Here is a 26,388-nt window from a genome sequence, read left to right as displayed (position 1 = left end):
AACCCAAGTGTCGCGGGGTGGAGCAGCCCGGTAGCTCGTCAGGCTCATAACCTGAAGGTCACAGGTTCAAATCCTGTCCCCGCAACCAACACTCCTCCAGCAAAATCCAACACGCACATACCACCACCATCCCGCCAGACACTCCGTCTCGCGGGCCGCAACCGCTCGCACCCATATCCCCAGTCGCCGCCGCCCTTTAACGCGAAAGCCTGAACGAACCTGCCGCGAAGCCGTTGCTCACATGGTGGTGCATTGCCCTCAGATCCAGCAATGATTGGCTGGTGTTCGCGCGGATCAGCCGGACGATCTCATATATCTCCTCGGGCAATCCATCATGGTCGAGCAGGGCATCCGCGCGCGATGCGAGGAAGGCTTCGCCACGCATGAGCTCTTCGAGCATCGCGACGACCCCGGAATCCAGGGCCCCCCGTATATCCAGATAGAATCGATGGGCGGACCCCAGCACGCTGCCGAACTTGGGCCGCTTCGATCCATATCGCTTCATGACGCCCCTGAACGTGGCGGCCAATTGGGCGCGTTGCTGGGCATATTGTTCGCAGTAGGAATAGAAATCGAAGCGGTGCGCGTGCTCGGCCACATGGTCGAAGCCGGTGAGGCTATCGGCCAGGGTCTCCAGAAGACGCTCCCCGCTGCGCATCCACATGGTCATGGCGCCATTGAAGCGATGCGCCGCCGAAATGCGATTCAGGAAAAGTGCGGTATCCAGGCGATGAGGAAGCGCGTCCCGACCGCCGCTCTCCCTTTTAGTTGAGGTGAAATCGCGTTCCCAAGGCTGCAGGCCTGATCCGGAGACAATCGAGGATCGTGACATGAGCAGCAAGATATTGTTCGTCCTGACGTCGCAGGCTGAGCTGGGCGGCACGGGATTGAAGACCGGGACCTGGCTCGAGGAGCTGGCGAGCGCCTGGTATCTCCTGGCCGACGACGGCCAGCGGTTGATGCTCGCCTCGATCGCGGGCGGCGCGGCGCCGCTCGATCCGGCGAGCCTGGAGGCGCCGTGGCTGACCGATGCGGGCACGCGCTTCCTCGACGATCCGGCGGCGTCGGCCGCGCTCGCCGCGACGCCGCGCCTGGCGGACCTCGATCCATCGGGCTTCGACGCCGTGTATTTCGTCGGCGGCGCCGGCGCGGCGTGGGACTTCCCTGTCGATCCGGCCGTCAAGGCGACCATAGAGACGATCGATCGCAAGGGCGGCCTGGTGTCGGCCGTGTGCCATGGTGTCCTGGCCCTTGCCGGCGCGACCGCCGTCGACGGCCGTCCGCTCGTCGCCGGCCGGCGCGTCACTGCGATCAGCAATGTCGAGGAGGAGATGACCACCTTCGACAAGGTCGTTCCCGTCCTGCCCGAAACCCGCCTCGTCGAACTGGGCGGCGTCTATGCCAAGGCGGCCGAGCCGTTCGGCGGGCATGTCGAGGTCGACGGCAATATCGTCACCGGACAGAACCCGGCCTCAGCGCCGCTCGTCGCCGCGGCCCTGCTCAAGGCGCTCGCCGTCGAGCCGGCCGGGGCCTGACCGGCCGCGCTTGGCAGTCCGGCGGGGGCGTGGCACCCTGTCGGCGCTGCCGGAAACGAGGAGAAGGTCGACGTCACGGATCGTCAGCATCGCCGATGCCAAGGCTCCGGCCCGCCGCCGGGGAGCGTCGACGATGCGCTATTGTCCGCCCCGGCTGGTCGAGCCGCTGATCGCCCGCCCGCGCATCGCCCGGCGAATGGCGGAGGCGGCCGGCAAGGTGACGCTGATCGTCGGCCCACCCGGCAGTGGCAAGACCTCGGCGCTCGCCAGCCATCATGCCGATCTCGTCGCTGCCGGTATGGCGGTGCGCTGGCTGACGCTGTCGGCCGAGGACAATGATCCCGCGGTGCTGCGCCGCCATCTCGACCACGCCTTCCGCGGCGAGGGCGCGGAGGGGCGGGAGGAGGGCGAAGGCCTGTCCGATCCGCCCGGGAACATCGTCGGCTTCATCGACGGGCTGGAGAAGATCGACGCCGCCCCGGCCCGCGACCTGATCGGCGCCTTCGTCCTCGAACTGCCGCCGAGCAGCAGCTTCCACATCACCGCGCACCGGATGCAGGGTGCGCTGTTCCACGACGGCTGGCTGCGCGGCGTCGTCGAGGTCATCGGCCCCGACGAACTGCGCATGACCGACGATGAGGCCGCGCTGCTGCTGGGCGAAGCCTGGAGCCCCTGGGATCGCCAGCGGATCAACGAGGCGGTCGATGGCTGGGCAGCCGGGCTGCGCTTCGTTGGCCGCGCGCCCCGCAGTGCGGATCGGCTGCTCGACGGCGCCGGAGAGCGGCCCTTTCCGGTCGAGATGGCCAATTATCTCGACGACGTCGTCTGCGCGCGCATGGACCCCGTTGCGCTCGCCGCGCTGATGGAGGTGAGCGTGCTCGATCGCTTCACCCCCGAGGCGCTGGCGGCGATGCCCGGCCGGCCGTGCGATTGGGCGCAGATCGACGACCATATCCGCGAGGGGTCGTTCATCCGCTATGTCGACGAGCAGCGCTGCTGGGCAGCCTTCCACCCGGTGTTCGGCCGGCACCTCCGCCAGCGGCTGCGGCGCTTCGATCCCGATCGCTTCGACGCGCTCAACCGCTTCGCCGCCTCCTGGTTCGAGGCGAACGGCTTCGGTGCCGAGGCGATCCGCCACGCCGTCACCGTCGCCGACTCGGCCTTCGCCGCGCGCGTCATCGAGAATGTCGGCGCGATCCATGTCGACCTGTGCGACGGCCCCGACGTCGGCCTGGGCGAGCGCGTCCCCGCGACGCGGGCGGGCGAGCTGCCGCTGCTGTTCCTGGGGCAGATCTATTTCGCGATCCGGCGCGGGCGATCGGTCGAGGCGCGCGCCGCGCTGGAGGAGGCGGCGCGGCTGACGCGCGGCTTCACCCTGCTCGATCGCGGCGCCGACCCCGAATCGATCCGCGGCTTCGCCCAGCTCATCGACATGGTGCTCGACGCTTCCGACGACCGGCCGATCACCGAACAGCGGCTCGCCGAGCTCGAAAGGGCGATGGAGGCGCATCGCGGAGTGCGGCCGATCCTGGCGAGCGGCGTCGCCTGCATGCTGGCGCTCGCCTATCTCGAACTGTCGCGCTACGCCGAGGCGGCGACGGTGTGCGGCATCGGCCTCCACGCGATGCACGACGTCAAGGATAGCCGGGTCTCGGTGTTCCTGCGCATCCACCAGGCCGACATCGCAATGGCGCGCGACACGGTCGACAAGGCGGTGCTCTATATCGAGGACGCCCAGCGCATTGCCCGGATCGGCAGCGGCGTCGACAATTACGAGGTGATCGCCACCCGCATTCTGCGCGCCGGCCTCCATTATGAGAATAACGAGCTCGATGCCGCGCTGGCGCTGCTCGACCCGAGCCTGCGCCAGCTCGGTTCGATCAACGCCTGGGTCCGGCTGTGCGCGTCGGGCTTCGGCACCGCCGCGGCGATCGCCGGCATCCGCCAGGGCATCGACGCGGCCGAGGCGCAGCTCCGCGCCGGCGAGGCGCTTGCGCGTGAACGCAACCTGCCGCGCCTGCTCCAGTTCATGGCGATCGCGCGGCTGCGCGAGCTGACCCGCGCGGGCGAGTGGCGGGCGGCGATGGAGCATGTCGAGAGCCCCGGCTTCGCCGAGCTGCTCGCGACCGATAGCCTGTCGCACGCGGTGCTCGGCGTGCAGGTGCCGGCAATGCTCGAAGTCGCCCGGCTGATGATCGAGCTCGGCCGGCCGCACGACGCACAGGCCTGGCTCGATCGGATCAACAAGCCCTTCCTCGGCGAGGCCGACAGCCGCTTCCGCTTCACCTTCCGGATCATGGCGATGCGCGCGGCCTATGGGATGCGGCGCTACAATGCGGCGGTCGACCATATGCAGGCGGCGGTCGAGCTGGCGAGCCATGCCGGGCTGGTGCGGCGCGCGCTCAACAACCGCCAGCACCTGACCGAGGTGTTCGACTGGACGATCCGCAACGGGCGCCACCTGCCGGCGCGGATCGGGGCCTATGTCGACGACGTGCTGCGCGGTGCCGACGGCACCGAGAGCGGCGCGACGCTGCAGCAGAGCAGCCCGCGCCGCGGCGTCGAGCAGGCGCCCAACAATTTCACGCTCAGCCCGCGCGAGACCGAGATCATCGCACTCGTCGCGGAGGGCTATATCACCAAGGAAATCGCGGTCCGGCTCGGCATCTCCGAGGGGACGGTGAAGACCCACCGTAAGAAGATCCACGAGAAGCTGGGCGCCGCGAGCCGATCGCAGGCGATCGCGCGGGCCCGCGACCTGCTGATCATCTGACCCTGCCGGGGCATTCCCGGCATCCCCCTTTTTGTTGACTGTGGCGACGAGCGCCGCGCGGGCATGCTCCCATCATCGGCGCAGGACCCGGCCAGAACCGGGCGGCGTCGGGATCAACAGCGATGCGCCCCGCGCAGGACGGGGCGTGCAGGGACGGCGCGATGCGCCGGCCGGGACATTGGGAGGTGACAATGAAGAGGGGGCTGCTCATCGGCGTGGCGGCGGCGGGATTCGCCGGCACCATGGCCACCGCACCGGCGGCGGCGCAAGTCGTCGCCAGCGATCAGGACGAACTGATCGTCACCGCGCGCAAGCAATCGGAAAATATCCGCGACGTGCCCGACACGATCCAGGCCTTCTCCTCGGCGACGCTCGAACGCGCGGGCGTCGAATCGGTCAACGACCTGACCCAGATGGTGTCGGGCTTCCGCATCGTCGAGGCGCAGCAGCCCGGCGTCGTGCTGATCAACATCCGCGGCATCGGCCAGGTGCGCAACGGCGAATCCCCGGTCGCGGTGGTGGTCGACGGAGTCCAGCAGAACTCGCCGAACCAGATCACCCAGGACCTGTTCGATATCGAGCGGATCGAGATCCTCAAGGGACCGCAGGGCGCGCTCTACGGCCGCAACGCGATCGGCGGCGCGATCAACATCGTCACCAGGGAGCCGGGCGACAGCTTCGGCGGCAGCGCCGAGCTGGGCTATGCCGAGGGCGACGAGTTCCGCGCCAAGGCCTCGATCACCGCGCCGCTGGGCGAGAAGGCGGGCTTCCGCCTGGCCGGCAGCTATCTGAATCGTGACGGCCAGATCACCAATTCGACGCTCGGCAAGAAGGTCGACTTCGACGAGAGCTGGGCGGTGCGCGGCGCGCTGCTGCTCAAGCCGACCGAGACGCTGAAGATCGACCTGCGCGGCAGCTATTATGATCAGGACGCCGGCGCCTCCTGGTATGTCGGCGGCCCGGCGAACAGCCCGCGCGTGCCGGTGGTCGGCAACATCCTGGGCAAGGCGGGCCGCAAGCTGGGCGACGTCTCGGCGAAGATCGATCTCGACATGGGCTCGGTTGCGCTGACCTCGGTCACCGCCTGGTCGTCGGTCAAGTCGGACCTGTTCGAGGAGCTCGACTGGGAGCCGCAGGACCTGGCCGCCGCCACCCAGACGCTCGACGTCAAGGCGTGGAGCGAGGAGCTGCGGCTGTCGTCGAACACGCCCGGATCGGCGCTGCGCTGGATGGCCGGGCTCTATTATCTCCACACCGATCGCACGCTCGACACCGCGATCTTCCTCGGCCCCGATCTGACCGGCCTGCCGAGCCGGGTGCTCGGCTCGCGCCTCGTCGCGAAGGACGACAACGACGCCTATGCGGCGTTCGGCCAGATCAATTATGACATCGTCGAGCGGCTCGAGCTGACCGCCGCGTTGCGCTACGACATCGACCGGCGTCGCCAGGACGACGTCTCGCCGCCGGTGCCGGCAGTCGTGCCGCGCTACAAGGGCACCTACAAGTCGCTCCAGCCCAAGCTGTCGCTGGCCTACAGCTTCCCCGGCGGGTCGCTCGCCTATGCGACCGTCGCCAAGGGCTTCCGCAGCGGCGGCTTCAACTCGAACGCGGTCGTCACGCGCGAGTTCAAGAAGGAGGAGCTGTGGAACTATGAGCTCGGCTTCAAGACCGCGCTCGCCGACCGCAAGCTCTATCTGAACGGCGCGGTCTTCTACACCGACATCACCGACAGGCAGGTGTTCGGTCTCGACCTCAGCAGCGGCCCGGCGCAGTTCATCGCCAACCCGATCCCCAAGTCGAGCGTCTGGGGCGCCGAGCTGGAGATGACGGCACGTCCGGTCAAGGGACTCGAGCTGTCGATGGGCGCCAGCCTGATGGACACGAAGATCAACACATATGATGTGGCCGTCTTCTCCGGCACCGCCGCGCGCGGCGACTTCAAGGGCAACAAGCTCAACCAGGTCCCGCGCTACACGCTCAACGCGGCGGCGCAGTACACCGCCGATCTGGGTGGCAGCAGCCTGATCTCGCGCGTCGACGTCTCCGGCTGGGGCGGCGACTATTATTGGGAGATCGACAATGCCCAGAAGCAGAAGCCGGTCTGGCTGGTCAATGCGCGGCTGACCTGGGCGGTCGGCAAGATAGAACTGACCGGTTTCGTCAAGAACCTCTTCGACCGACGCTACGACGTCGAATTCGTGCCGGTCAATTTCGCCGGCACGATCACCGGCAAGGACTTGGGATCGGCGTCGCCGCCCCGCCAGATCGGCGGCAGCGTCAAGGTGCGTTTTTGAGGAATGGAAGCATGACGATCAAGATGGTGGAGGATGCACCGACGGCGGGCCGCAAGCGGGAACGCAGGCGTCTTACCCGGCCGGTGCCGATGGAAGGCGACAACGGCGTCTTCAGCCAGACCTGGTTTCCGATCGCGCTGTCAAGCGAGGTCGCTCAGGGGCAGGTGATCGGCCGCGACTTCCTCGACGGCAAGGTCGTCGTATTCCGGGGCGAGAACGGCCAGGTCACCGTCGCCAGCGCCTATTGCCCGCATGTCGGCGCCGATCTCTCGGTCGGCGCGGTGGTCGGCAACCATATCCAGTGCGCCTTCCACCGCTGGGAGTTCGACCAGGAGGGTTGGGTCGCGAAGACCGGGGTGGGCGATCCGCCGCCGCCTGCCGCCTGCCTCTACGTCTTTCCGTCGCAGGAGCGTTTCGGCATCATCTGGGCGTTCAACGGCGACGAGCCGCTCTGGGACCTGTTCGACTTCGAATTCCCTGACTCGGAGCTCGAATTCCGGCCGTTCAAGACCGATGTCTACACCTGCGATCCGTGGATTTTCGCGGCCAACACCCCCGATATCCAGCACATCAAGGCGGTCCATGGCATCCGCTTCAAGATGCCCGACCCGCACGACGCGGTGGAGTGGGACCCCTATGGCTTCCGCATGCGGCTCGCGGCGATCCACCAGCAGGGCGAGGACCTCGACTGGAACGTGGGCATCCGCGGCACCTCGACCTTCATCCAGGAAGGGTCGGTCGACGGCTGGTGGATGGGGGTGGCGGCCGGCTTCGCCTGTCCGCGTCCGGGAACCCATATCGTCTATCTGGCGATCGCGGTGAAGAAGGGCGACGGCACGCCCGAGGGCGACCGGCTGATCGACGAGCGGCTGACCTTCGGGACCGAGCTGCTCGCCCGCACCGCGCGCGAGGACAAGCCGATCCTCGACACGATCCACTATATGCCAGGCGCATTGACCCGCGGCGACACCAGCCTCGCGCGCTGGCTCGACATCGTCCGCAACTATCCGCGCGCCCATCCCTCCCGCGATTTCATCAATTGAAGGACACGCCATGACCGACCCCGAGAAGAACCTCGCCACCGTCCGCCGCTTTTGGGACGCGATCGGCAGCGGCGACGTCGACGCCTATCTCGCCACCTTCGCCCCCGGCGCCGTGGCGCGCGATCCGGTCAACCGGCCGCCGCTCGAGACCGACGAGCAGCGCCGCGCCTATCTGGAGGGCGTGCTCGGCGCGTTCAGCGACATCCGTGTCGCCACCGACTTCGTCACCAGCTGCGGCGACCACACCGCCTCGAAATGGACGCTGACCGCCAAGGGCGGTGACGGCTCCGACGTGCGGCTGGAGGGGATCGACGTCGCCCGCCATGCCGAGGACGGCCGCATCGCCGAGCTGTGGGGCTTCTTCTGATGGCGGTGGTCACGCTCGCCGAACGGATCGAGGCCCCGGCCGACGCGGTCTGGGATTATGTCTGCTGGCACGGCGTCGCCAAGCTCGACCAATATTCGGGCGGCTTCTTCAGGAAGATCGAGTTCCAGGGCGACGAGCCGAAGGTGGGCATCACCAAGACCATCTACCCGCATGACGGCTTGCCGATCAGCGAGCGGCTGGAAGCGCTCGACGTCGCCGACCGGACCTATCGCTACCGGCTGACCGACGTCGGTTCGCTGCCGATCACCGACTATCGCGGCTATGTCCGGGTGACGCCGGCTGGTCCCGACGCCTGTCATCTCAAGATCGAATGCGAGTTCACCGCGGTGGAGGTGAGTGAGGCCGAATGGATCGAGACCTGGCTGGCGATGGAGACCCAGCTCGTCACCGAGATCCGCCGCGCGCTTGGCAGTTGAGAGGTCTATTTCGAAGCGGTGCGGCAATGCGCCGATAGGCGCGTTCAGGGCGCCGGGTCGAGCCTGACGACGACCTGTTCGATGGTCCCGGTGAACCGGCTGCCGGCGACGTCGTAGCGCGGGCTGACCGGGGTCAGCGTGTCCTCGCCGATGTCGAACCCTTCGGTGTTCTGCAACCAGCCGTGGAAGCTGCGGTCGGCGCGGCCGCGCGCGACCTCGACCCCGTCGACCAGCAGCAGCATCGCGCCGCCGCTGCCCGGTTTCGCGTCGTCGGCGACGAAGCGCGCGGCGAGGCGGTGGCGGCCGGGGCCGAGCCGGTCGCGCGCGATCACTTCATATTGATAGGGGCCGACCGCGTTGACGTGGAAGGCCGGGCGGCCGCCGTCGAGGAAGAAGGCATGGCCGCCGAAGCGCCCGCCGGCGGCGAGCAGCACGCCGCGTCCGCCGCCGGCGGGAAGCGTCACTTCGGCCTCGATCGTGAAGCTCCGCCCGGTGGTCGGCGGCGCGGCGGCATAGGGGAGGCGGCTGACCGGCGCGCTGTAGGTGAAGACGTCGCGGCCGGCGTTCAGCGTCGGCCGCCCCTCGGCGCCGAGCTTATAGTCGTGGATCGGCAGGATGTGGTTGCTGGCCGCCTGCTTCCAGAACAGCGCCTGCAACTCCCTGAGCTTCGCCGGCTGGGCGGCGGCGAGGTCGCGGGTCTGGGAGAAGTCGGTCCGCAGGTCGTACAGCTCCCAATGGCGGTCGCGGTTCTGCGGATCGGCCAGGCTCTCCCTGGTCGCGAACTGCCAGGCGTAGCGCTTGGGTGTCGATCCGGCGAACCAGCCGTCGCGATAGATGCCGAAATTCTCCATCATCTCGTAGACCTGCGTGCGGCGGCGGGCCGGCGCGGTCGGCCGGTCGAGCGTATAGGCGAGGCTGATCCCGTCGAACGGCTGCTGCGCGATCCCGTCGACCGCCTTCGGCGCGGCCACCCCGGTCGCCGACAGGATCGTCGGCGCTATGTCGGAGACATGGGCATATTGGCCGCGCACCGTCTCCGGCGCGGCGACATGGCCCGGCCAGGCGATGACGAGGCCGTTGCGCGTGCCGCCGGCATGGCTGGCGACCTGCTTGTACCAGGGGAAGGGCGCATTCATCGCCCAGCCCCAGCCGGCCGGATACATGGTGTAGGCGCGGCCGGTGCCGATGTCGTCGATGCGGCGCATCTGGTCGGCGGGGTCCTCCTCGTCGCCCAGCACGGCGGTCTGCTCGAAGATCATCCCCATCGGCCCGCCCTCGGCGCTGCCGCCATTGTCGCCCTGGAGGAAGACGATCATCGTGTCGGCGAGCTGGCCGGTGCGGCGGAGATGCTCGATCACCCGGCCGATCTGCGCGTCGCAATAGGCGAGGCTCGCGGCATAGGCCTCCATCATCCGGGCGGACAGCCGCTTCTGGTCGGCGGTGAGGCTGTCCCAGGCGGGGATGCCGGGCGGCCGCGCGGCGAGCGCCGCGTCGGCGGGGATGATGCCGAGCGCCTTCTGCTGCGCGAAGGTCTCCTCGCGCACCTTGTCCCAGCCCTGGTCGAAGGCGCCGCGATAGCGCTTCAGCCATTCGGCCGGCGCGGTGTGCGGCGAATGGGCGGTGCCCGGCGCATAATAGACGAAGAAGGGCTTGCCGGGCGCCGCCGCGTGCTGGGCCGACATCCAGCCGATCGCGCGGTCGGCGAGGTCGGTGTCGAGCAGGTAGCCGGGTTCGTCGGGCGGCGCGACCGGCCGGGTGTTCTCGTACAGGTTGGGCGCGGTCTGGTTGGTGTCGGCGGACAGGAAGCCGTAGAAATAGTCGAAGCCGAGCCCGGTCGGCCAGCGGTCGAACGGGCCGTCGGCGCTCAGTTCCCAGTCCGGGGTGAGGTGGCTCTTGCCGAACATCGCGGTGCTGTAGCCGCCGTCGCGCAGGATGCGGGCGATCGTCGCCGCCGATCGCGGGATCGCGGTGGTATAGCCTTCGAAGCCGGTGGGCATGTTGGTGACATTGCCCATGTTGACGTTGTGCGGATCGCGGCCGGTGAGCAGCGAGGCGCGGGTCGGCGAGCACAGCGCGGTCGTGTTGAAGTTGTTGTAGCGGGCGCCGGTCCTGGCCAGCGCGTCGAACACCGGCGTCGCGATCGGTCCGCCATAGGCGCTCGACGCGCCGAAGCCGACATCGTCGGTCATGATCAGCAGGACGTTGGGCGCGCCCCGCGGCGCGACGGTCCGCATCGGCCAGGCGCCCCGCCCCGCAGACGGGGCGGCCGGCGCCGGTGCGGCGGCGATCAGGGCGACGGCGGCGACGCCCATGGCGAGGCGGGAGAGGAAGGGCAGGCTCAAGGATGATCTCCGCGAAAAAAAGGCCCCGGCTAGAGCCGGGGCCAGGTCGGAGGCTTATGCGGTCAGAATTTCACGCCGAGCTCGAGCGCGATGTAGCGCGGCGGGCCATAGGTCTCGCGGGTGAAGAGCTGGCCCACCGTCTGCCCGCCGGTGAGGTAGAGCTGGTTGGTGAGGTTCTGCCCGACCAGCCGGATCGAATAGCGGTCGGAGGCGTCGGTGAAGCCGATCGACGCGTTGAACAGGGTGCGCGCGTCGAGATAGGCGTCGTTGGCCGGATTGTTCAGGTCGAAGTTGAACAGGCTGCGGCTCTGATAGGTGACCGATCCGAACAGCGTGATCCGGCCGATGTCGCCGATCGGGATGTCGTAGCTGCCGCTGCCCGACGCCTGCCATTTGGGCGTGCGGTTGAGCGGCACGTCGACCAGGTTGCGCGCCGTCGGCGTGGGCGAGCTGAAGCTCTTGTACTTGCCGTCCTGATAGCCGAGCGTGCCGCGCAGGGTCAGCCCGTCGGTCGGGACCAGCGTCGCTTCCGCCTCGACGCCCTTCACCTCGATCTTGGCGGCGTTGATGAAGCGGATCTCGCTGAAGCTGGTGCCGTCGCTGCGCGTGAACGGGAAGAGCAATTGGCGCTGGGCGTCGTCATAGGTGACGTGGAAGCCGGCGATGTTGAGCTGGAGCTTGCGGTCGAACAGGTCCGACTTGAAGCCGAGCTCGAACGAATCCGCCTTCTCCGGGTCATAGGGCGCGAGCTGTGCCTGGATCAGCGGCACGCCCGACGTGCCCAGCTCGTTGAAGCCGCCCGCCTTGTAGCCGCGCGAATAGGTGAAATAGGTGAAGAATTGCGGCGACGCCTTGTAGCTGATGCTGGCGCGCCAGGTCGGCTCCTTCCAGCTCGCGCGCTGGCGCAGCACGCCGGCCGGGTAGCGGTCGAAATCGCCATAGTCGAACGGGCTGTCGAACGATTGCCAGGAGACCGACGGATCGATCCCGCCGCCGAGCTGCTGCGCGAACACCGCCGTCCGCGCGGCGAGGCGCTTCTTGTCCCAGCTGTAGCGGCCGCCGGTGGTCAGCGTCAGCCGGTCGGTCAGTTCGAAATTGGCCTCGGCGAACAGCGCGGTCGAGGTGGCGCGCTGCTTGTTGCAGGCGACCTGCGGATTGTCGGCATAGTTGCCCACCGCCGAGGGGCCGCGCAGCAGGTCGAGATAGCCGAGCAGCGAGGCGACGCAGAAGTCGACCTTGTCGCGCTGGTAGAAGCCGCCCGCGACCAGATTGATCCGGTCGGACAGCTCGACCGCGTAGCGCAGCTCCTGCTGGAAGGTCTTGCGGTTGTCGTCGCGCGACGCGTCCCACAGCCGGATCGGGCTGACCACGCCGGCGAAATTGCCCGGCAGCCGCGACCGCTGCGACCGGTAGCCGGTGACCGAGCTGAGCGTGCCCGCTCCGATCTCGATGTCGACATTGGCGTAGACGCCGTCGCTGTTGACGACCTGGCCGGCGTCGAAGTCGTTGAAGCCGAAATCGCCGTCGCTCGCGCCCGCGCGCTTGAGCGGGTTGCCGGTGCCGGGGCGGAAACCGAGATTGTAGAAGACGAAGCCCGGCCGCGTCTGGTTGACGATGCCCGGGGCGTCGCCCGAATCGCGCACCATCTCATATTGCAGCAGCGCGGTGATGCCGGGCGTCGGCTTCCACAGCAGCTTGGCCCGGCCGTTGAACATCTCGTCCCCGCCCAGCGCGCGGCCGTCGCCGCAGCCAGTCCGCCCCGCATAGGACTGGGCGAAGGCGGTGGTGGCGATCGGCGTGATCGGGCCGTAGCAGGCGTTGTTGACCATATAGCCGTCGGAATGGCGGTAGCTGCCGACGAGGCGCAGGCCGAGCACGTCCTGGATGATCGGGACGTCGACCGATCCCTGGACGACGCGGGTGCCGAAATCGCCGATCTCGCCGCGAAGCTGGGCCCCGAAGGCGCCGAGGTCGGGGCGCTTGGTGCGCGCCACCACGACGCCGCCGGTGGTGTTCTTGCCGAACAGCGTGCCCTGCGGGCCGCGCAGCACCTCGATCTGGGCGATGTCGAACGTGTCGAGGAGCTGCGTCTGGATCGACGGCATCACGAAATCGTCGACGACGACGCCGATCGGCGCGTCGTTGAACGGGATGATCGTGGTGGTGCCGACGCCGCGCATCGCGAACGCCGCCGCCTTGAAGCTCGGGATGCGGCTGGCCGAGAAATTGGGCACGAAGGCGGCGAGGTCGCCGACGTCGCGCGGCGCCATCTGCTGGATCGTGTTGGAGGTGATCGCCGAGACCGCGATCGGCGTCTGCTGCAGCCGGGTGTCGCGGCGCGTCGCGGTGACGACGATGTCCTCGACGCCGCCGGTCGGCGCCTCGGCGGCGCTCCCCTGCGCTCCGCCGTCCTGTTGCGCCTGTGCCGGCACCGCCAGCATCGCCAGCGTCAGCGGCGCCACGCTTCCCAGCAAGATGGTTGTCTTCCCCACTAGTCCTCTCCCCAGCTTCGATCCGTTTTCGGATCGCGGTTCAATCGATCAATTTCATCTCCAGTGCATCGAACCGGCCGTTGAACGCGCTGTCGCGCGATCGGTACTCGCCAGAGACCGGCGTGCCGGTGTCGACGCCGACGTCGAGCCCCTCGATGTGCGAGATCCACCCGCCCAGCGTCAGCGGCACATGGCCTTGCCCCGCCGGCTGGCCGTCGATCGTGAAGCTGACCGTGCCGCCCGCGCCGCGGGCATGGCTGTCGGCCTTGAACAGCATCGCGACATCGTGCCGCCCCGGCCCGAGCACGCGGTCGCTGACGACGCGATACTGGCGCGGGTCGAGCGCGTTCTGGTGATAGGTCAGCCGCCCGTCGCGGAAGTAGAGCGCCCAGCCGCCGAAGCGGCCGCCCTGCGCGACGAGGACGCCGTTGGGCGCGCCGGCCGCCACCTCGATCGTCGTCGACACGCTGTAGGAACGGCCGATGATGTGCGGCGCGCTGTCCTCGGGAATGCGGGTGACCCCCTGCGGATAGCGGAAGGCGGTGCGGCCGGCGCCGAGCGAGGGGCGGCCGGTGGGCAGGATCGTCGGCTCGAGGATCGGCAGGATGTTGTTGCGTCCGGCCTCGGCCCAGAAGAGCTGCTGCATCATCCGCAGCCGATCGGGATGACGCGCCGCCAGGTCGTGCGCCTGGCTGAAATCGGTGCGGACGTCGTACAGCTCCCACGGCGTCTTGTCGGGATCGGCGGGCTTGTCGAAGCTCCACGGCTGCCGGGTCGGCCGCATCGAGGCGAACCAGCCGTCGAGGTAGATGCCGCGCGAATCGACCATCTCGTACACCTGCATCCGGCGGTGCGACGGCGCGTCGGGGGCGGTGAAGCTGTACGCCATGCTCACCCCGTCGAGCGGGCGCTGCTCGACCCCGTCTACCGACGCCGGCCGGGTGACGCCGGTCGCCTCCAGGATGGTCGGCATGATGTCGGTGACGAAATGATATTGGCTGCGGATGCCGCCCTTGTCGGCGATCCCCTTCGGCCAGCTCATCACCATGCCGTTGCGGGTGCCGCCGAAATAGGAGGCGATCTGCTTGTAATATTTGAACGGGGTGTCCATCGCCCAGCCCCAGCCGGTGGGGAAGAGCGGGTAGAGATCGGGCCCGCCGATGTCGTCGATCCGGCTGAGCGCATAGGCGCGCTGCTCGGCATGGTCGTTGAGCAGCGACTGCTGGAACAGCCGGCCGTCCATGCCGCCCTCGGCGCTCGATCCGTTGTCGCCCTGGATGTAGATGATCAGCGTGTTGTCATATTGGCCGCTGTCCTTGAGCGACTGGATCACCCGGCCGATCTGCGCATCCATATAGGCGACCGACGCCGCCCAGGCCTCCATGTAGCGCGCATAGAGGCGGCGCTGGTCGGCGGAGAGCGAGCTCCAGGCGGGCAGTTCCTTCGGGCGCGCGGTCAGCACCGTATCGGCGGGGACCACGCCCAGCGCCTTCTGCCGCGCGAACACCTCCTCGCGCAGCGCGTCCCAGCCCTTGTCGAAGCGGCCCCTGAAGCGGTCGAGCCACTCCTTGGGCACATGGTTGGGCGTGTGGGCGGTACCGGGCGCATAATAGACGAAGAAGGGCTTGTCGGGCGCGTTCGCCTTGCGCTCGGCGATCCAGCGGATCGCATGGTCGGCCATGTCGGCGTCGAAATGATAGCCGGGCGGCGTCGCCACGTCGATGAAGCTGTTGTCCTGCGTCAGCGTGGGGTTCCACTGGCTGTTGTCGGACGCGAGGAAGCCGTAGAAATTCTCGAAGCCCTGGCCCAGCGGCCAGCGGTCATAGGGGCCGGCCTGGCTCTGCTCCCATTGCGGGGTCAGGTGCCATTTGCCGAAGGCGGCGGTGTTGTAGCCGCCCTGGCGCAGGATTCGCGAGACGAAGGCCGAGGATTTGGGGATGACCGAATCATAGCCCTCGTAGCCGGCCGAGGTGTTCTCGACATGGCCCATCCCCACCGCGTGCGGGTTGCGTCCGGTGAGCAGCGCCGCGCGCGTCGGCGAGCAGATCGCGGTGGTGTTGAACTGGGTGTAGCGCAGCCCCTCCTTCGCCAGGGCGTCGAACGCCGGGGTGGGGACCGGGCCGCCGAAGGTGCTGGTCGCGCCGAAGCCGATGTCGTCGGTCAGGATCAGCAGGACGTTGGGCGCGCCTTTCGGGGCCTGCGGCTGTTCGGGCCAGGACGGTGCGGAGGAAGTGGCCGGGTTTATCCCGGCGAAGTGCTGTGCACCCGGCGCGTCGACGACCGGGGCGGCCGACCCTGGAGCGGGCGGCGGCGCGGCGGCGAAGGCCAGGCCTGCCGCGAGCAGCGATCCGCCCGCCAGCATGCGCACCACAGCCCGCATCGACCGCCCCGGTCGCGCCATCACCCTCTCCCTATCGCATAAATAACTTATATGAGTTAACATAGTCGTGTTAAATTTGGATTGTCAATGCCGGATGGATAAGAGGGCTGGCAGCAAGGAGGGGTTATGCGCGGCAAGGCGTCCCTGTCGTCGGACCAGGAGAGCGAATCAACGGACCAGGCGGGGCCGCTCTCGGACGCGCGGCTGCGCCTGCTGCTCGCCGCCGAACGCGAATTCGCGCGTGAAGGGATCGAGACCGCGTCGCTGCGCAAGATCGCGGCGCTGGCCGGCAACGGCAACAACAACGCGGTCAAATATCATTTCGAGAATCGCGCCGGGCTGGTGCGGGCGCTGCTCACCTATCGGGTCCAGCAGATGGAGGCGCAGCGCACCGCCATGCTCGCCGAGGCGGAGGTCGCGGGCCGGCTGGGCGACATGCGGACGCTGCTCGAAATCTACTGCCTGCCGCAGATATCGCTGCGCGACGAGCGCGGGCAATTCCCCTATGCCCGCTTCCTGCTGCAATTCTACGCCTTCTACGAGGACATCGACTATCGCGACGCGATCGTCGACGTGGTGCAGATATCCCCCGCGATCGGCCGGGTGCGTCAACTCATCATCGACGCGCTGAAGATGGAGCCTCGCCGTGCGGATAACCGCATTGCGTTATGCCATGGCATGTTCCTGAACATGATGGTCCGGTCGGAGATCGAATTCGGTGACGGACTGGCCAGCGAGGCGTCGCGGCGCGGGATCGCCGACACGATGGAGATGATGGTGCGCGCTATCGCCGCCCCGCCGGCCGCCGGGGACCTGGCGATCCCGCCGCAAATCCCGGCCGGCGCCGACGCGGTGTCGCCCCCGCCGGCGGGCCGTCTCGCCGACCGCGCGAGCCAGCTCCAGGAGGAGAATGCCGCGCTCCGCCAGCTCGTCGCCGACCTGAGCGTCGAACGCAGCCGGCTCAAGCAGATGCTCGCGGCGCGCGAGCGATAGGCTTGCCTTATCGGGGCAGCCAGCCCCCCAGCCGCTGCAACGCCTGCTCGACCTCCTCCGCCGAGATCGCGAAGCTCAGCCGGAAGAAGCGGTGGCCGTCGACGGGGTCATGATCGATGCCGGGCCCGGTGGCGACGCCCGTGTCGAGCAGCAGCTTGCGGCAGAAGCCCATGCTGTCGTCGGTGAGGTGGCCGATATCGGCGTAGATGTAGAAGGCGCCGTCGGGCGGGGCGATGCGGCGCAGTCCCATCTGCGGCAGCGCTTCGAGCAGCCGGGCCCGATTGCCGGCATAGACCGCGACATTGGCGTCGAGCTCCTCGGCGCAGTCGAGCGCCGCCAGCGCGGCGTGCTGGCTCAGGGTCGGCGGGGTCAGGAACAGGCAGCCGAGATAGGACCAGGCGCGCTCGATCAGGTCGGGCGGCACCAGCAGCCAGCCGAGCCGCCAGCCCGGCATGCAATAATATTTGGAGAAGCTGCTGATGATCACCGCGTCGGGATCATATTCGGTCATCGACCGGCACGGCTCGCCATAGCTCAGCGCGTGGTAGATCTCGTCGGACAGGATGCGGATGCCCCGGCGCCGGCAGACGGCCGCGATCGCGCGCAGCTCGTCGCCGCCGATGATCGTGCCGGTCGGGTTGGCGGGGCTGGCGATGATCACGCCGTCGGGCGCCGGCTCGATCGCATCGAGCGCCTCGGCGGTGAGCTGGAAGCGGCTCTCGGCGCCGCAGGGCAGCTCGACCGGCACCATGTTGAGCGCCCGGACGGTGTTGCGATAGGCGACATAGCCGGGCCGCGCCATCGCGATCCGCGCGCCCGCCGGGAAGCAGATGCTGAGCGCCAGCACCAGCGCCGGCGAGGCGCCGCAGGTCAGCAGGAAGCGCGACGGATCGATCGCGACGCCGTAGCGATCGGCGTAGAGCGCGGCGAGCCGTTCCTTGAGCGCCGGGCTCTCCCAATAGCCCATCCGATCGTTGTCGATCGCGGCGCGGGCAACGTCGAGCACCTTGCGTGGCGGGCCCATCGACGGCTGGCCGAACTCCATGTGCAGGACCGAGCGCCCCTCGGTCGCCAGCCGGCGCGCGAGGCCGCTGATCTCGATCGCGCGGAAGGGTTGCACCTGGTTCTGCATCGCGGGGTTCCGTCCTTGTCCGGCGCGCTATTTCGTCGAATGTCGGCCGCTTCGCAACATGCCATCACCCTGCGGCGCGGATGAATCTTGCTGATCCCGAAGCGGAAAAGGGGCAAGGTCGAGCCGATATGCCCATTCTTCCCGACGTCGATACGCTGCGGCTCTGCAGCATGCTGACCTCGACAGCGTTCGGTCTGGTGTTCTGTGCGCTCTGGCTGCGCGACCGTCGTGAAGGGCATCTGCTCTTCTGGGCCGCCGGCTCCCTGCTCTACGGCGCCGTCATCTTCAGCTTCAGCCTGACGCCGCCGGACGCGGCCGGCGTCACCACGCCGCTCTTCGCCCTGCTCTCGCTGGCCAACGTGCTGCCGCTCGCGGGCGCTCGCCGCCTCGACGGCAAGCCGCCCTTCGTCTGGTGGATGCTGATCCCGATCGTCGCGGCCGGCGCGGGCCACGGCCTGCCGCGGCTGGCGGTTGTCCAGGGCTGGCTGCCGGCGACGAGCCTGCTGCCCAATATCGGTGACGCGATCGGCCTGTCGCTGTCGATCGCGATCAACGGCGGCGCGCTGCTGTGGGGCCGGTGGACGGTGCGGACGGCGGGCCATGGCATCGCGGGCGCGGGGCTGCTGGCCTATATCCCGGGCTTTGTCCTGTCGGTCGCGGGCGAATATCATGTGCTGCGCGGCATGGAGACGCTCGCGCTGCTGGCGATGCTGTCGGACCAGGCGCTGCTCGGCATCATCAATCTCGGCCTGCTCGCCATTCCGGTCGAGCATGCGCAGCGGCAGTTGCGGCAGGCGGCGCTGCGCGATCCGCTGACCGGCGCCTGGAACCGCGCCGGGCTGGAGGCGCAGAAGCCGCGCTTCCTGGCGTCGGGCGCTGCCGCGATCGCGATCGACATCGACCATTTCAAGTCGATCAACGATCGCCACGGCCATGCTGCCGGTGACGCCGTTCTGGCGCTGTTCGGCCGCGAGGCGGGGGTGCTGGCGCAGGCCGGCGGCGGCGAGCTGTTCCGGCTGGGCGGTGACGAGTTCGCGATATTGCTCCCCGCCGACGGTCCCGATCCCGGCCGCTTCGCCGAGCGGCTGCGCACCCATCTGCGCTCGCATGCCGACGATGCGGTCGGCTGGACCGTCAGCATGGGCATGGCGACGGTGCTCGACGGCGATCGCGACGTCGACGCCGCGCTGCACCGCGCCGACACCTCGCTCTACCAGGCCAAGGCCGAGGGGCGCGGCATCATTGCGGCCTGATCAGAGCCCGGCGATCAGCTCCACCGCCAGGTCGTGCAGATGCGCCGACGCATCGCGGTCGGGTTTCGCCCGGGCGACGATGCACGCCACGTCGGGCAGCGGCGGCAGCAGGCCGGGGGTGACGGCCGGCAGGTCGCGCAGGAACAGCCCCGTCCGGCTGCTGACCCCGAGGCCGGAGGCGATCGCGGCGCGGAGCGTCGACAGGTTCGGTGTCTCGACCGCGATCCGCCATGGTCGTCCGGCCGCATCGAGCGCGGCGATCGCCGCCTCGCGGAAGCGGCAGGGCTTTTCGAGCACCACCAGCGGCAGCTCGGCCTTGAGCGTCAGCGCGTCGTCGCCGAACCAGACGCTCGGCGCGGTGCGGACCGCCTGGGCGTCGCCCGGCGCGGCATAGCCGATCAGCAGGTCGAGCTGGCCACGGGCCAGCATTTCCTGAAGCTCGGCGGTTCCCGCCACCCGCGCGAAGATCTGCGCGTCGGCGTGAAGCTCGGAGAAGCGCGCGAGCAGCCCCGACAGCAGCAGGTCGGCGAAGTCCTGGACCATGCCGACCCGCACCGGCCCGGCGAACTGCCCCGCCGTCACCGCCGCCAGCGCCTCGTCGTGCAGCGCCAGCAGGCGGCGCGCATAGCCGAGCAGCAGTTCGCCCGCCGCGGTCAGCGCGAGACGGCGACCCTCGCGATGGAAAAGCGGCTTCTGCACCAGCTCCTCGAGCCGCTTGATCTGTAGGCTGAGCGCGCTCTGCGTGACGAACACCCGCTCGGCCGCGTTGAGCATCGAGCCCGCGTCGACGATCGCGACGAAGCTGCGGAGCATGTTGGTCGGCAGGTTGACGGCCATTTCCCATCCCTTTTCAAAAGGCAGGCAGCGCAGCTTTCAGGCCCTAAAGCCTTTCTGTCAGGCCTGCTCCCGCACCGGCGGAAGTCCCGGATTTCAGGCCTTTCCGTCATCCGGTGAAGCAATTCTAATAGGTCTTAGCAGCTAAACTCTATTGAATCGATAGAGTTTTGGCGGAGGCTGGAGGCATGACCCGTTCCGTCCCTTCCGCCCCGCGTCCCTCGATCGTCGCGGCCGTGCTGCGATCGCGCTGGCCGTCGCCGCTCCTGCTCTTGCTGTTGTGGGAGGCGGCCTCGCGTGCCGGGTTGATCCCAACCCATACGCTGGCGGCGCCGTCGGCCGTGCTGGCGACGCTGTTCGCGATGATCCGTTCGGGGGAACTCCCATCGAACCTGGCCGTGTCCTTCTGGCGAGTGGTCTCGGGCCTCGGCATCGGCGTCGCGCTCGGCGTGTCGCTCGGGCTGGTCGCCGGCCTGTCGCGCCGCGGCGAGGCGCTGGTCGATCCGCTGATGCAGATCAAGCGGACGATCCCGGTGGTAGCACTGGCGCCGCTGTTCATCGTCTGGTTCGGGATCGGCGAGACCCCGAAGATCGCGCTGATCGCCTTCGCGGTGATGTTCCCGCTCTACCTCAACCTCTACAACGGCATCCGGGGCGTCGACAAAAGGCTGGTCGAAGGCGCGCTGAGCTTCGGTCTCGACCGCTGGCAGCTCATCGTCCACGTCATCCTGCCGGGCGCGCTGCCGTCTCTACTGGTCGGGCTGCGCTATGCGCTGACCATCTCGATCGTCATGCTGGTCATTGCCGAGCAGATCAACGCCAGCGCCGGGCTCGGCTTCCTCGTCAACAACGCTCGCGACTTCATGCGCACCGACATCATCGTCGTCTGCCTGATGGTCTACGCGCTGCTCGGCCTCGCCGCCGACCTGCTCGTCCGCGCCGTCGAAACCCGCGCACTCGCCTGGCGCCCCAAGCTGGTGGAGGCCTGATCCATGACCGTGTCCCTGTTCCCCCGCGTCGGCCAGATCCAGCCGGTCGTGCGGCTGCGCGGCTTCACCCGCGCCTTCGGCGAGACCGTCGTCATCGACGGGCTCGACCTCGACATCGCGCCGGGCGAGTTCGTCGCGTTGCTCGGCCATTCGGGCAGCGGCAAGACGACGCTGCTGCGCACCCTGGCCAATCTCGACCAGGCTGATGGCCAGGACGTGACGATCCCGAGCGCGCGCGCCGTCGTCTTTCAGGATTCGCGCCTGTTGCCGTGGAAGCGGGTCTGGAAGAACGTCGTCCTCGGCCTGTCCCGCCGGGGCGCGCGCAAGAAGGCCGAGGCCGCGCTGGCCGAGGTGGGCCTGTCGCACCGCGTCGACGCCTGGCCGCTGACCCTGTCGGGTGGCGAGGCGCAGCGCACCGCGCTCGCCCGCGCGCTGGTCCGCGAGCCGCAACTGCTGTTGCTCGACGAACCCTTTGCCGCGCTCGATGCGCTCACCCGGCTGCGGATGCACGAATTGGTGCTCAACCTGTGGCGGGCGCATCGGCCTGCCGTGCTCCTGGTGACGCACGACGTCGACGAGGCGATCGCGCTCGCCGACCGGGTGCTGGTGCTCGCCGAGGGACGCTTCGTCGCCGAGGAGCGGATCGAGGCCGAACGCGGACGGCGCACCGCCAGCGTGCGCGACCTGCGCCGCCGGTTGCTCGCCCATCTCGGCGTCACCGCGCCGAGCGGCTCCTATGCCGACGCAGTCGCCGGCGCCGGTGCCGGCCTGCTCGAAGCGGCCGAATGACCGCGCCCCCTCTCACCCCATCCCTTTGATCGTCCCGCCAAGGAGACACCCATGCCCGTCAAGTTCATCGGCTATATCGGCTTCAACAATGAGAGCGAGATCCACAGCCTTCGCCAGATCCGCGCTCTCGACAAGGACTATGTCGAGGCTGCGGCCAGGGCACAGGAGGAGGGCGGCTTCGACCGCGTCCTGATCCCGTTCGGATCGAACAGCCCCGAAAGCCAGATCGTCGCAGCGCATGCAGCAGCGATCACCACGAAGCTCGGCTTCCTGATCGCGCATCGGCCCGGCTTCACCCAGCCGACCGTCGCCGCGCGCCAGCTCGCGACGCTCGACCAGCTGTCGGGCGGGCGGGTCGCGGTCCACATCATCACCGGCGGCGCCGACGCGGAGATGGCCAAGGACGGCGACGATTCGCACAAGGCGCAGCGCTATGCCCGCACCGACGAATATCTGACGGTGCTGCGCCGCGAATGGACGGCCGAGACGCCGTTCGACCATGACGGCGATTTCTACCGCATCCGCCAGGGCTTCGCCGCGGTGAAGCCGCAGAACCTGCCGGTCTTCTTCGGCGGCTCCTCACCCGAGGCGATCGACGTCGCCGGCCGCCATGCCGACGTCTACGCGCTGTGGGGCGAGACGCAGGAGCAGGTGCGCGAGGCGGTCGCCACGATCCGCGCCTCGGCCGCCCGCTACGGCCGCCGCCCCGGCTTCTCGCTGTCGCTGCGGCCGATCCTGGCCGATACCGAGGAGGCAGCGTGGAAGCGCGCCGACGAGATCGTCGAGATCGTCCGCGAGATCCGCGAGCGCAACGCCGTCGCGACCAGCGACCATGCTCCGCCCAACGCCGGATCGCAGCGGCTGCTACAGACCGCGCGTGCCGGCTATCGCGCCGACAAGCGGCTGTGGACCGGACTAGCCGCCGTGGCGGGCGCGCAGGGCAACTCGACCGGGCTGGTCGGCACGCCCGAACAGGTCGCCGATGCGCTGATCGACTATTATGACCTTGGCATCGACCATTTCCTGATCCGCGGCTTCGATCCGCTTGGCGACGCGATCCAATATGGCCGTGAGCTGCTGCCGCTGGTCCATGAGCGGGTGGCGCGCCGCGACGCCGAGCGCGGCGAGGAAAAGGCAGTCGCGTGAAGCGCGTCGGCAAGGCTTTCTTCGGCGCCCTCGCCGCCCTGCTGGCGCTCACGGCCTGTGGCCGCGACGCCGGCGGCGACACGACCGTGCTCCACGTCGGCAGCCAGCGCGGCGGCACCAGGGCGGTGCTGCTCGCCAGCGGCGCGCTCGAAGGCGCGCCTTACACGGTCGAATGGTCCGAATTCCCGGCGGCCCAGCATCTGCTGGAGGCGATCGGGGGCGGTGCGGTCGATGTGGGGGTGGTCGGCGACGCGCCGTTCATCTTCGCCTATCAGAGCGGCAGCCGGATCAAGGCGGTGGGCGCGCAGTTCGTCGAGGAACGCCCGGTCGGCGCGCTCGCGCTGATCGTGCCCAAGGCCTCGGCGGCGCGCTCGATCGCCGACCTCAAGGGCCGCAAGATCGCGACGACGCGCGGTTCGGTAGGCCATTATCTGGTCATCCGGGCGCTACAGCAGGCGAAGCTGCCGCCTGACTGGGTGAACTTCGTGTTCCTGTCGCCCGGCGACGCCAAGGCCGCGTTCAGCTCGGGTGCGATCGACGGCTGGGCGACCTGGGCGCCCTATCTGCTGCCCGCCTTCAAGGAAGGGGCCCGCACCATCGTCGACGGGCACGATCTGGTGAAGGGTTATGGCTTCGACGTCGCCAATGAGGCGGCGATCCGCGCCAAGCCGGCGATCCTCGCCGACTTCCTCAAGCGCGAGGCGAAGGCTCTGGCCTGGGCGCGGGCGAACCCAGGCCCCTATGGCGTGGTGCTCGCCCGCGAGACCGGCCTGCCGATCGAGATCGCCCGCGACTACGCGATCAAGAATGGGCGCACCCTGGTGCCGATCGACGACGCGCTGATCGAGGAGCAGCGGCAGGTGCTCGACGATTTCCACGCGGCCGGCGCCGTCAGGGGCGATCGCGCCCTGGCCGACGGGTTCGACCGCTCACTCTTCAGTGAGAAGGTCGCAAACTAGACGACCTCCATCCGACCAACAGGGGCCGACGACCGCGAAGCGAGGCGCTTCGAGGAGAGGCGGCGTGTGCCCCTACGACACGCAGATTGGGGACAAGACATGAAGACCATTCTCCTGACCGGCGCCGCGGCGCTGGCACTCGTCACTCCTGCCCTGGCCGGCGCGGCCGAGGCGCCCGCCGATGCCGTGGTACTTCCCGCCGACGACGCAGCGGCGGACGGCGGGACGATCATCGTCACCGGAACCCGCAGCCGCAGCGTCCGCACCGTCGCCGACAGCCCGGTGCCGATCGACGTGATCGAGCCTGCCGAACTGAAGGCGACCGGACGCACCGGCCTGAAGGAGGTGCTCGGCCAGATCGTGCCGTCGCTGACCATGCCCGCGCTCGGCGGCGGCGGCACCTCCGCCAGCGTGCGGCCGATCTCGATCCGCGGCCTGTCGGGCGACTATCTGCTGGTGCTGGTCAACGGCAAGCGGCGGCACACCACGTCGCTGATCAACAATCTCTCGCGCATCTCGGGCGGTTCGACTCCGGTTGACATCGATCTGATCCCGACCAACGCGGTCGGCCGGATCGAGGTGCTGCGCGACGGCGCCGCCGCCCAATATGGATCGGACGCGATCTCGGGCGTGATCAACATCATCCTCGACGACGCGCCCGAGGGTGGCGAGTTCAGCTCGACCGCGGGCCAGCTCTACGAGAAGGGCGGCGCGCTGCTCCAGCAGCAGATCGGTTATGGCACGCGGATCGGCGATGGTGGCTTCGTCCGCTTCGCGATCGAGGGCAAATATCACGATCGCGCCGACAGTTCGGCCGAGCCGGTGCCGTACATCTACCCCTTCATCAACGGCGCGCCCGACCCGCGCGAGGCCAATGCCGATCATCTGATCGCCGGCGGCTATGGCCGGTCGAACCGCGACAAGATCATCAACGGCTCGCTCAACGCCGAGCTGCCGGTGGGCGACGCGCTCAAGCTCTACAGCTTCTCGACGCTCAGCTATCGCGACATCGACGACAAGCGCGGCGCCGCCTTCGCCGCGCCGACCGGCTATGGCGGCCTCGCCAATGTCCAGGGCCAGACCGTGCTGCCGCAGCTCTATCCTTCGGGCTTCCAGGCGCGCCGGCGCATCCGCGAATGGGACGGGCAGGCGGCGCTGGGCCTGAAGGGGACGGTCGGCGCCTGGGACTTCGACATCTCGTCGAGCTATGGCCGCGACCATGTCCGGCTGGGCGCGGAGGGTACGCTCAACCCGTCGCTCGGGCCGTCGAGCAAGACCAGCTTCTTTATGGGCAAGCAGGTCCAGACGCTGTGGGTCAACAATGTCGATCTCAGCCGGGACTACGACATCGGCCTGGCCGAGCCGCTGTCGGTCGCGATCGGCGTCGAGCATCGCTGGGAGAAGTTCCAGAACATCGCCGGGGAACCCGACAGCTATCGCGACGGCGGCTATGTGATCCCGGCCGACGGCACCCCCTTCGGACAGCTCTATGGCGGGCGATCGCCGTCGCCGGGGCTGGTCTCCTTCACCGGCACCTCGCCGGCCGACCAGAGCTCGATCAGCCGCAACAACCTGGCTGCCTATGTCGACCTGTCGACCAGCATCATCAAGGGCTGGTTCGTGGGCGTGGCGGGGCGCTTCGAACATTATGACGACAGCGCCGGCGACACCGTGTCGGGCAAATTCTCGACCCGCTACGAGATCGCCCCCGGCTTCGCGCTGCGCGGCGGCGTCAACACCGGCTTCCGCGCGCCGTCGCTGGCCCAGACCGCCTTCTCGACCACGCAGAACACGGTGACGGTGATCGGCAACAACCGGGTCAGCACCATCTCCAAATTCCTGCCCGTCAACAGCGTCGCCGCGCTGGCGCTGGGCGCGAAGCCGCTCAAGCCCGAGAAATCGCTCAACTTCACCGGCGGCTTCACTTTCGAGCGGGGGCCGGTGCGGCTGACCGTCGACGCCTATCAGATCCGGGTCGACGACCGCATCGTAAAGACCGAGTTCCTGGGAACCGCGTCGAACGGCGGTACCGCGATCCGCAACATCCTGGTCGCCAATGGCGTCACCAATGTCGACAGCGCGCAATTCTTCACCAACGCGATCGACACCCGCACGCGCGGGGTCGACGTGGTGGCCGAGTATACGGTGCGCACCGCCGGGTTCGGCAGCTTCCGCCTCAACGCCGCCTATAGCTACAACAAGACGAAGATCCTGAAGGTGATCGACAATCCGGCGCAGCTCGCGCCGCTCAACGTCACCCTGTTCGGCCGCCAGGCGCAGCGCGACCTGGTCGCGGCGCTGCCGCGGACCAAGCTGGTGCTGTCGAACGACTGGAGCCTCGACCGCTTCCATGCGCTGCTTCGCGTCACGCGCTACGGCAGCTATGTCGAATCGAGCAACGTCGCCAGCGGCGACCGGAGGTTCGGCGCGAAATGGGTGACCGACCTCGACGTCAGCTACGATCTGAGCGAGCGGGTGACCTTGTCGGCGGGCGCCAACAACCTGTTCGACGTCTATCCCGACCGCAACGGGCTGATCGCCTATGACGGATCGGGCGCCTACGGCAATTTCGCGCCGTTCGGTCTCAGCGGCGGCTTCTATTATGGACGTGTGTCCGTCAAATTCTGACG

The 26,388-nt window shown here is 68.6% G+C and carries 19 protein-coding genes and 1 tRNA gene; 14 read left to right on the top strand and 6 right to left on the bottom strand.

The genetic code is table 11. The features are described 5' to 3' along the window. The first annotated feature begins 11 nt into the window (after positions 1–11). Positions 12–88, top strand: a tRNA-Met gene (locus B5X82_RS19315). Between the two features lie 108 nt (positions 89–196). Here the strand turns inward: B5X82_RS19315 and B5X82_RS19310 are convergent. Continuing rightward, positions 197–832: a ferritin-like domain-containing protein gene (locus tag B5X82_RS19310; RefSeq protein ID WP_079649805.1), complete on the bottom strand. Its 636-nt coding sequence runs from the start codon at positions 830–832 to the stop codon at positions 197–199. On the opposite strand from B5X82_RS19310, the gene B5X82_RS19305 reads away from it, so the two are divergent. From B5X82_RS19305 to B5X82_RS19280, 6 genes are all read left to right on the top strand, one after another. Then, positions 831–1,535, top strand: a complete 705-nt coding sequence (locus B5X82_RS19305; RefSeq protein ID WP_079649804.1) for a type 1 glutamine amidotransferase domain-containing protein — start codon at positions 831–833, stop codon at positions 1,533–1,535. The two genes, B5X82_RS19310 and B5X82_RS19305, sit on opposite strands and share 2 nt — an antisense overlap. A 133-nt stretch (positions 1,536–1,668) precedes the next feature. After that, positions 1,669–4,308: a LuxR C-terminal-related transcriptional regulator gene (locus B5X82_RS19300; RefSeq protein ID WP_079649803.1), complete on the top strand. Its 2,640-nt coding sequence runs from the start codon at positions 1,669–1,671 to the stop codon at positions 4,306–4,308. 191 nt (positions 4,309–4,499) lie between these two features. Continuing rightward, positions 4,500–6,602, top strand: coding sequence for a TonB-dependent receptor (locus B5X82_RS19295; protein ID WP_079649802.1), 2,103 nt, complete (start codon positions 4,500–4,502; stop codon positions 6,600–6,602). Positions 6,603–6,613: 11 nt separating this feature from the next. After that, a complete protein-coding gene (locus tag B5X82_RS19290; RefSeq protein ID WP_079649801.1) occupies positions 6,614–7,645 on the top strand; it encodes an aromatic ring-hydroxylating oxygenase subunit alpha in 1,032 nt (343 codons plus the stop codon). Positions 7,646–7,655: 10 nt separating this feature from the next. Then, entirely contained in the window at positions 7,656–8,012 is a 357-nt protein-coding gene (locus B5X82_RS19285; RefSeq protein WP_012048732.1) for a nuclear transport factor 2 family protein, read from the top strand. Further along, positions 8,012–8,449, top strand: coding sequence for an SRPBCC family protein (locus B5X82_RS19280; protein ID WP_079649800.1), 438 nt, complete (start codon positions 8,012–8,014; stop codon positions 8,447–8,449). The genes B5X82_RS19285 and B5X82_RS19280 overlap by 1 nt, the downstream gene beginning before the upstream one ends. Positions 8,450–8,493: 44 nt before the next feature. On the opposite strand, the gene B5X82_RS19275 is transcribed toward B5X82_RS19280, so the two are convergent. The 3 genes from B5X82_RS19275 to B5X82_RS19265 all read right to left on the bottom strand — a co-directional run bounded on the left by B5X82_RS19275 (position 8,494) and on the right by B5X82_RS19265 (position 15,684). Then, entirely contained in the window at positions 8,494–10,791 is a 2,298-nt protein-coding gene (locus B5X82_RS19275) for an arylsulfatase (protein WP_079649799.1), read from the bottom strand. Positions 10,792–10,853: 62 nt separating this feature from the next. Next, positions 10,854–13,265: a TonB-dependent receptor gene (locus B5X82_RS19270; RefSeq protein ID WP_235862728.1), complete on the bottom strand. Its 2,412-nt coding sequence runs from the start codon at positions 13,263–13,265 to the stop codon at positions 10,854–10,856. 58 nt (positions 13,266–13,323) lie between these two features. Then, entirely contained in the window at positions 13,324–15,684 is a 2,361-nt protein-coding gene (locus tag B5X82_RS19265; protein WP_079649797.1) for an arylsulfatase, read from the bottom strand. A 105-nt stretch (positions 15,685–15,789) separates the two neighbouring features. On the opposite strand from B5X82_RS19265, the gene B5X82_RS19260 reads away from it, so the two are divergent. Continuing rightward, complete coding sequence (locus B5X82_RS19260; protein WP_079649796.1) at positions 15,790–16,656, top strand: TetR/AcrR family transcriptional regulator; 867 nt, start codon at positions 15,790–15,792, stop codon at positions 16,654–16,656. Between the two features lie 7 nt (positions 16,657–16,663). On the opposite strand, the gene B5X82_RS19255 is transcribed toward B5X82_RS19260, so the two are convergent. Beyond that, complete coding sequence (locus B5X82_RS19255; protein ID WP_079649795.1) at positions 16,664–17,788, bottom strand: pyridoxal phosphate-dependent aminotransferase; 1,125 nt, start codon at positions 17,786–17,788, stop codon at positions 16,664–16,666. 128 nt (positions 17,789–17,916) lie between these two features. On the opposite strand from B5X82_RS19255, the gene B5X82_RS19250 reads away from it, so the two are divergent. Next, complete coding sequence (locus tag B5X82_RS19250) at positions 17,917–19,041, top strand: GGDEF domain-containing protein (RefSeq protein ID WP_079649794.1); 1,125 nt, start codon at positions 17,917–17,919, stop codon at positions 19,039–19,041. On the opposite strand, the gene B5X82_RS19245 is transcribed toward B5X82_RS19250, so the two are convergent. Further along, positions 19,042–19,878, bottom strand: a complete 837-nt coding sequence (locus B5X82_RS19245; RefSeq protein ID WP_079649793.1) for a LysR substrate-binding domain-containing protein — start codon at positions 19,876–19,878, stop codon at positions 19,042–19,044. A gap of 185 nt (positions 19,879–20,063) precedes the next feature. On the opposite strand from B5X82_RS19245, the gene B5X82_RS19240 reads away from it, so the two are divergent. The 5 genes from B5X82_RS19240 (at position 20,064) to B5X82_RS19220 (ending at position 26,386) form a co-directional block, all read left to right on the top strand. Further along, positions 20,064–20,864 (top strand): ABC transporter permease, encoded by an 801-nt coding sequence (locus B5X82_RS19240; RefSeq protein ID WP_079649792.1) that lies wholly within the window; start codon positions 20,064–20,066, stop codon positions 20,862–20,864. Positions 20,865–20,867: 3 nt separating this feature from the next. Further along, complete coding sequence (locus tag B5X82_RS19235; protein WP_079649791.1) at positions 20,868–21,653, top strand: ABC transporter ATP-binding protein; 786 nt, start codon at positions 20,868–20,870, stop codon at positions 21,651–21,653. Positions 21,654–21,704: 51 nt separating this feature from the next. Continuing rightward, positions 21,705–22,799 carry an LLM class flavin-dependent oxidoreductase gene (locus B5X82_RS19230; RefSeq protein ID WP_079649790.1) on the top strand — a complete coding sequence of 365 codons (1,095 nt, stop codon included), beginning with the start codon at positions 21,705–21,707 and terminating at the stop codon, positions 22,797–22,799. Then, positions 22,796–23,758 (top strand): ABC transporter substrate-binding protein, encoded by a 963-nt coding sequence (locus tag B5X82_RS19225; RefSeq protein ID WP_079649789.1) that lies wholly within the window; start codon positions 22,796–22,798, stop codon positions 23,756–23,758. The genes B5X82_RS19230 and B5X82_RS19225 overlap by 4 nt, the downstream gene beginning before the upstream one ends. A 99-nt stretch (positions 23,759–23,857) precedes the next feature. Next, positions 23,858–26,386 carry a TonB-dependent receptor plug domain-containing protein gene (locus B5X82_RS19220; protein WP_079649788.1) on the top strand — a complete coding sequence of 843 codons (2,529 nt, stop codon included), beginning with the start codon at positions 23,858–23,860 and terminating at the stop codon, positions 26,384–26,386. The last annotated feature ends 2 nt before the right edge of the window (positions 26,387–26,388 follow it).

It is taken from the genome of Rhizorhabdus histidinilytica, from assembly GCF_900167915.1.
GTDB lineage: Bacteria > Pseudomonadota > Alphaproteobacteria > Sphingomonadales > Sphingomonadaceae > Rhizorhabdus > Rhizorhabdus histidinilytica.
This window is presented reverse-complemented; position numbering and strand designations above follow the sequence as displayed.

Coding starts and splice junctions, on each gene's coding strand:
- B5X82_RS19300 (WP_079649803.1), top strand. CDS start 1,669: ATGCGCTATTGTCCGCCCCGGCTGGTCGAGCCGCTGATCGCCCGCCCG.
- B5X82_RS19220 (WP_079649788.1), top strand. CDS start 23,858: ATGAAGACCATTCTCCTGACCGGCGCCGCGGCGCTGGCACTCGTCACT.
- B5X82_RS19280 (WP_079649800.1), top strand. CDS start 8,012: ATGGCGGTGGTCACGCTCGCCGAACGGATCGAGGCCCCGGCCGACGCG.
- B5X82_RS19265 (WP_079649797.1), bottom strand. CDS start 15,684: ATGGCGCGACCGGGGCGGTCGATGCGGGCTGTGGTGCGCATGCTGGCG.
- B5X82_RS19230 (WP_079649790.1), top strand. CDS start 21,705: ATGCCCGTCAAGTTCATCGGCTATATCGGCTTCAACAATGAGAGCGAG.
- B5X82_RS19260 (WP_079649796.1), top strand. CDS start 15,790: ATGCGCGGCAAGGCGTCCCTGTCGTCGGACCAGGAGAGCGAATCAACG.
- B5X82_RS19295 (WP_079649802.1), top strand. CDS start 4,500: ATGAAGAGGGGGCTGCTCATCGGCGTGGCGGCGGCGGGATTCGCCGGC.
- B5X82_RS19290 (WP_079649801.1), top strand. CDS start 6,614: ATGACGATCAAGATGGTGGAGGATGCACCGACGGCGGGCCGCAAGCGG.
- B5X82_RS19310 (WP_079649805.1), bottom strand. CDS start 832: ATGTCACGATCCTCGATTGTCTCCGGATCAGGCCTGCAGCCTTGGGAA.
- B5X82_RS19285 (WP_012048732.1), top strand. CDS start 7,656: ATGACCGACCCCGAGAAGAACCTCGCCACCGTCCGCCGCTTTTGGGAC.
- B5X82_RS19245 (WP_079649793.1), bottom strand. CDS start 19,878: ATGGCCGTCAACCTGCCGACCAACATGCTCCGCAGCTTCGTCGCGATC.
- B5X82_RS19255 (WP_079649795.1), bottom strand. CDS start 17,788: ATGCAGAACCAGGTGCAACCCTTCCGCGCGATCGAGATCAGCGGCCTC.
- B5X82_RS19240 (WP_079649792.1), top strand. CDS start 20,064: ATGACCCGTTCCGTCCCTTCCGCCCCGCGTCCCTCGATCGTCGCGGCC.
- B5X82_RS19250 (WP_079649794.1), top strand. CDS start 17,917: ATGCCCATTCTTCCCGACGTCGATACGCTGCGGCTCTGCAGCATGCTG.
- B5X82_RS19235 (WP_079649791.1), top strand. CDS start 20,868: ATGACCGTGTCCCTGTTCCCCCGCGTCGGCCAGATCCAGCCGGTCGTG.
- B5X82_RS19305 (WP_079649804.1), top strand. CDS start 831: ATGAGCAGCAAGATATTGTTCGTCCTGACGTCGCAGGCTGAGCTGGGC.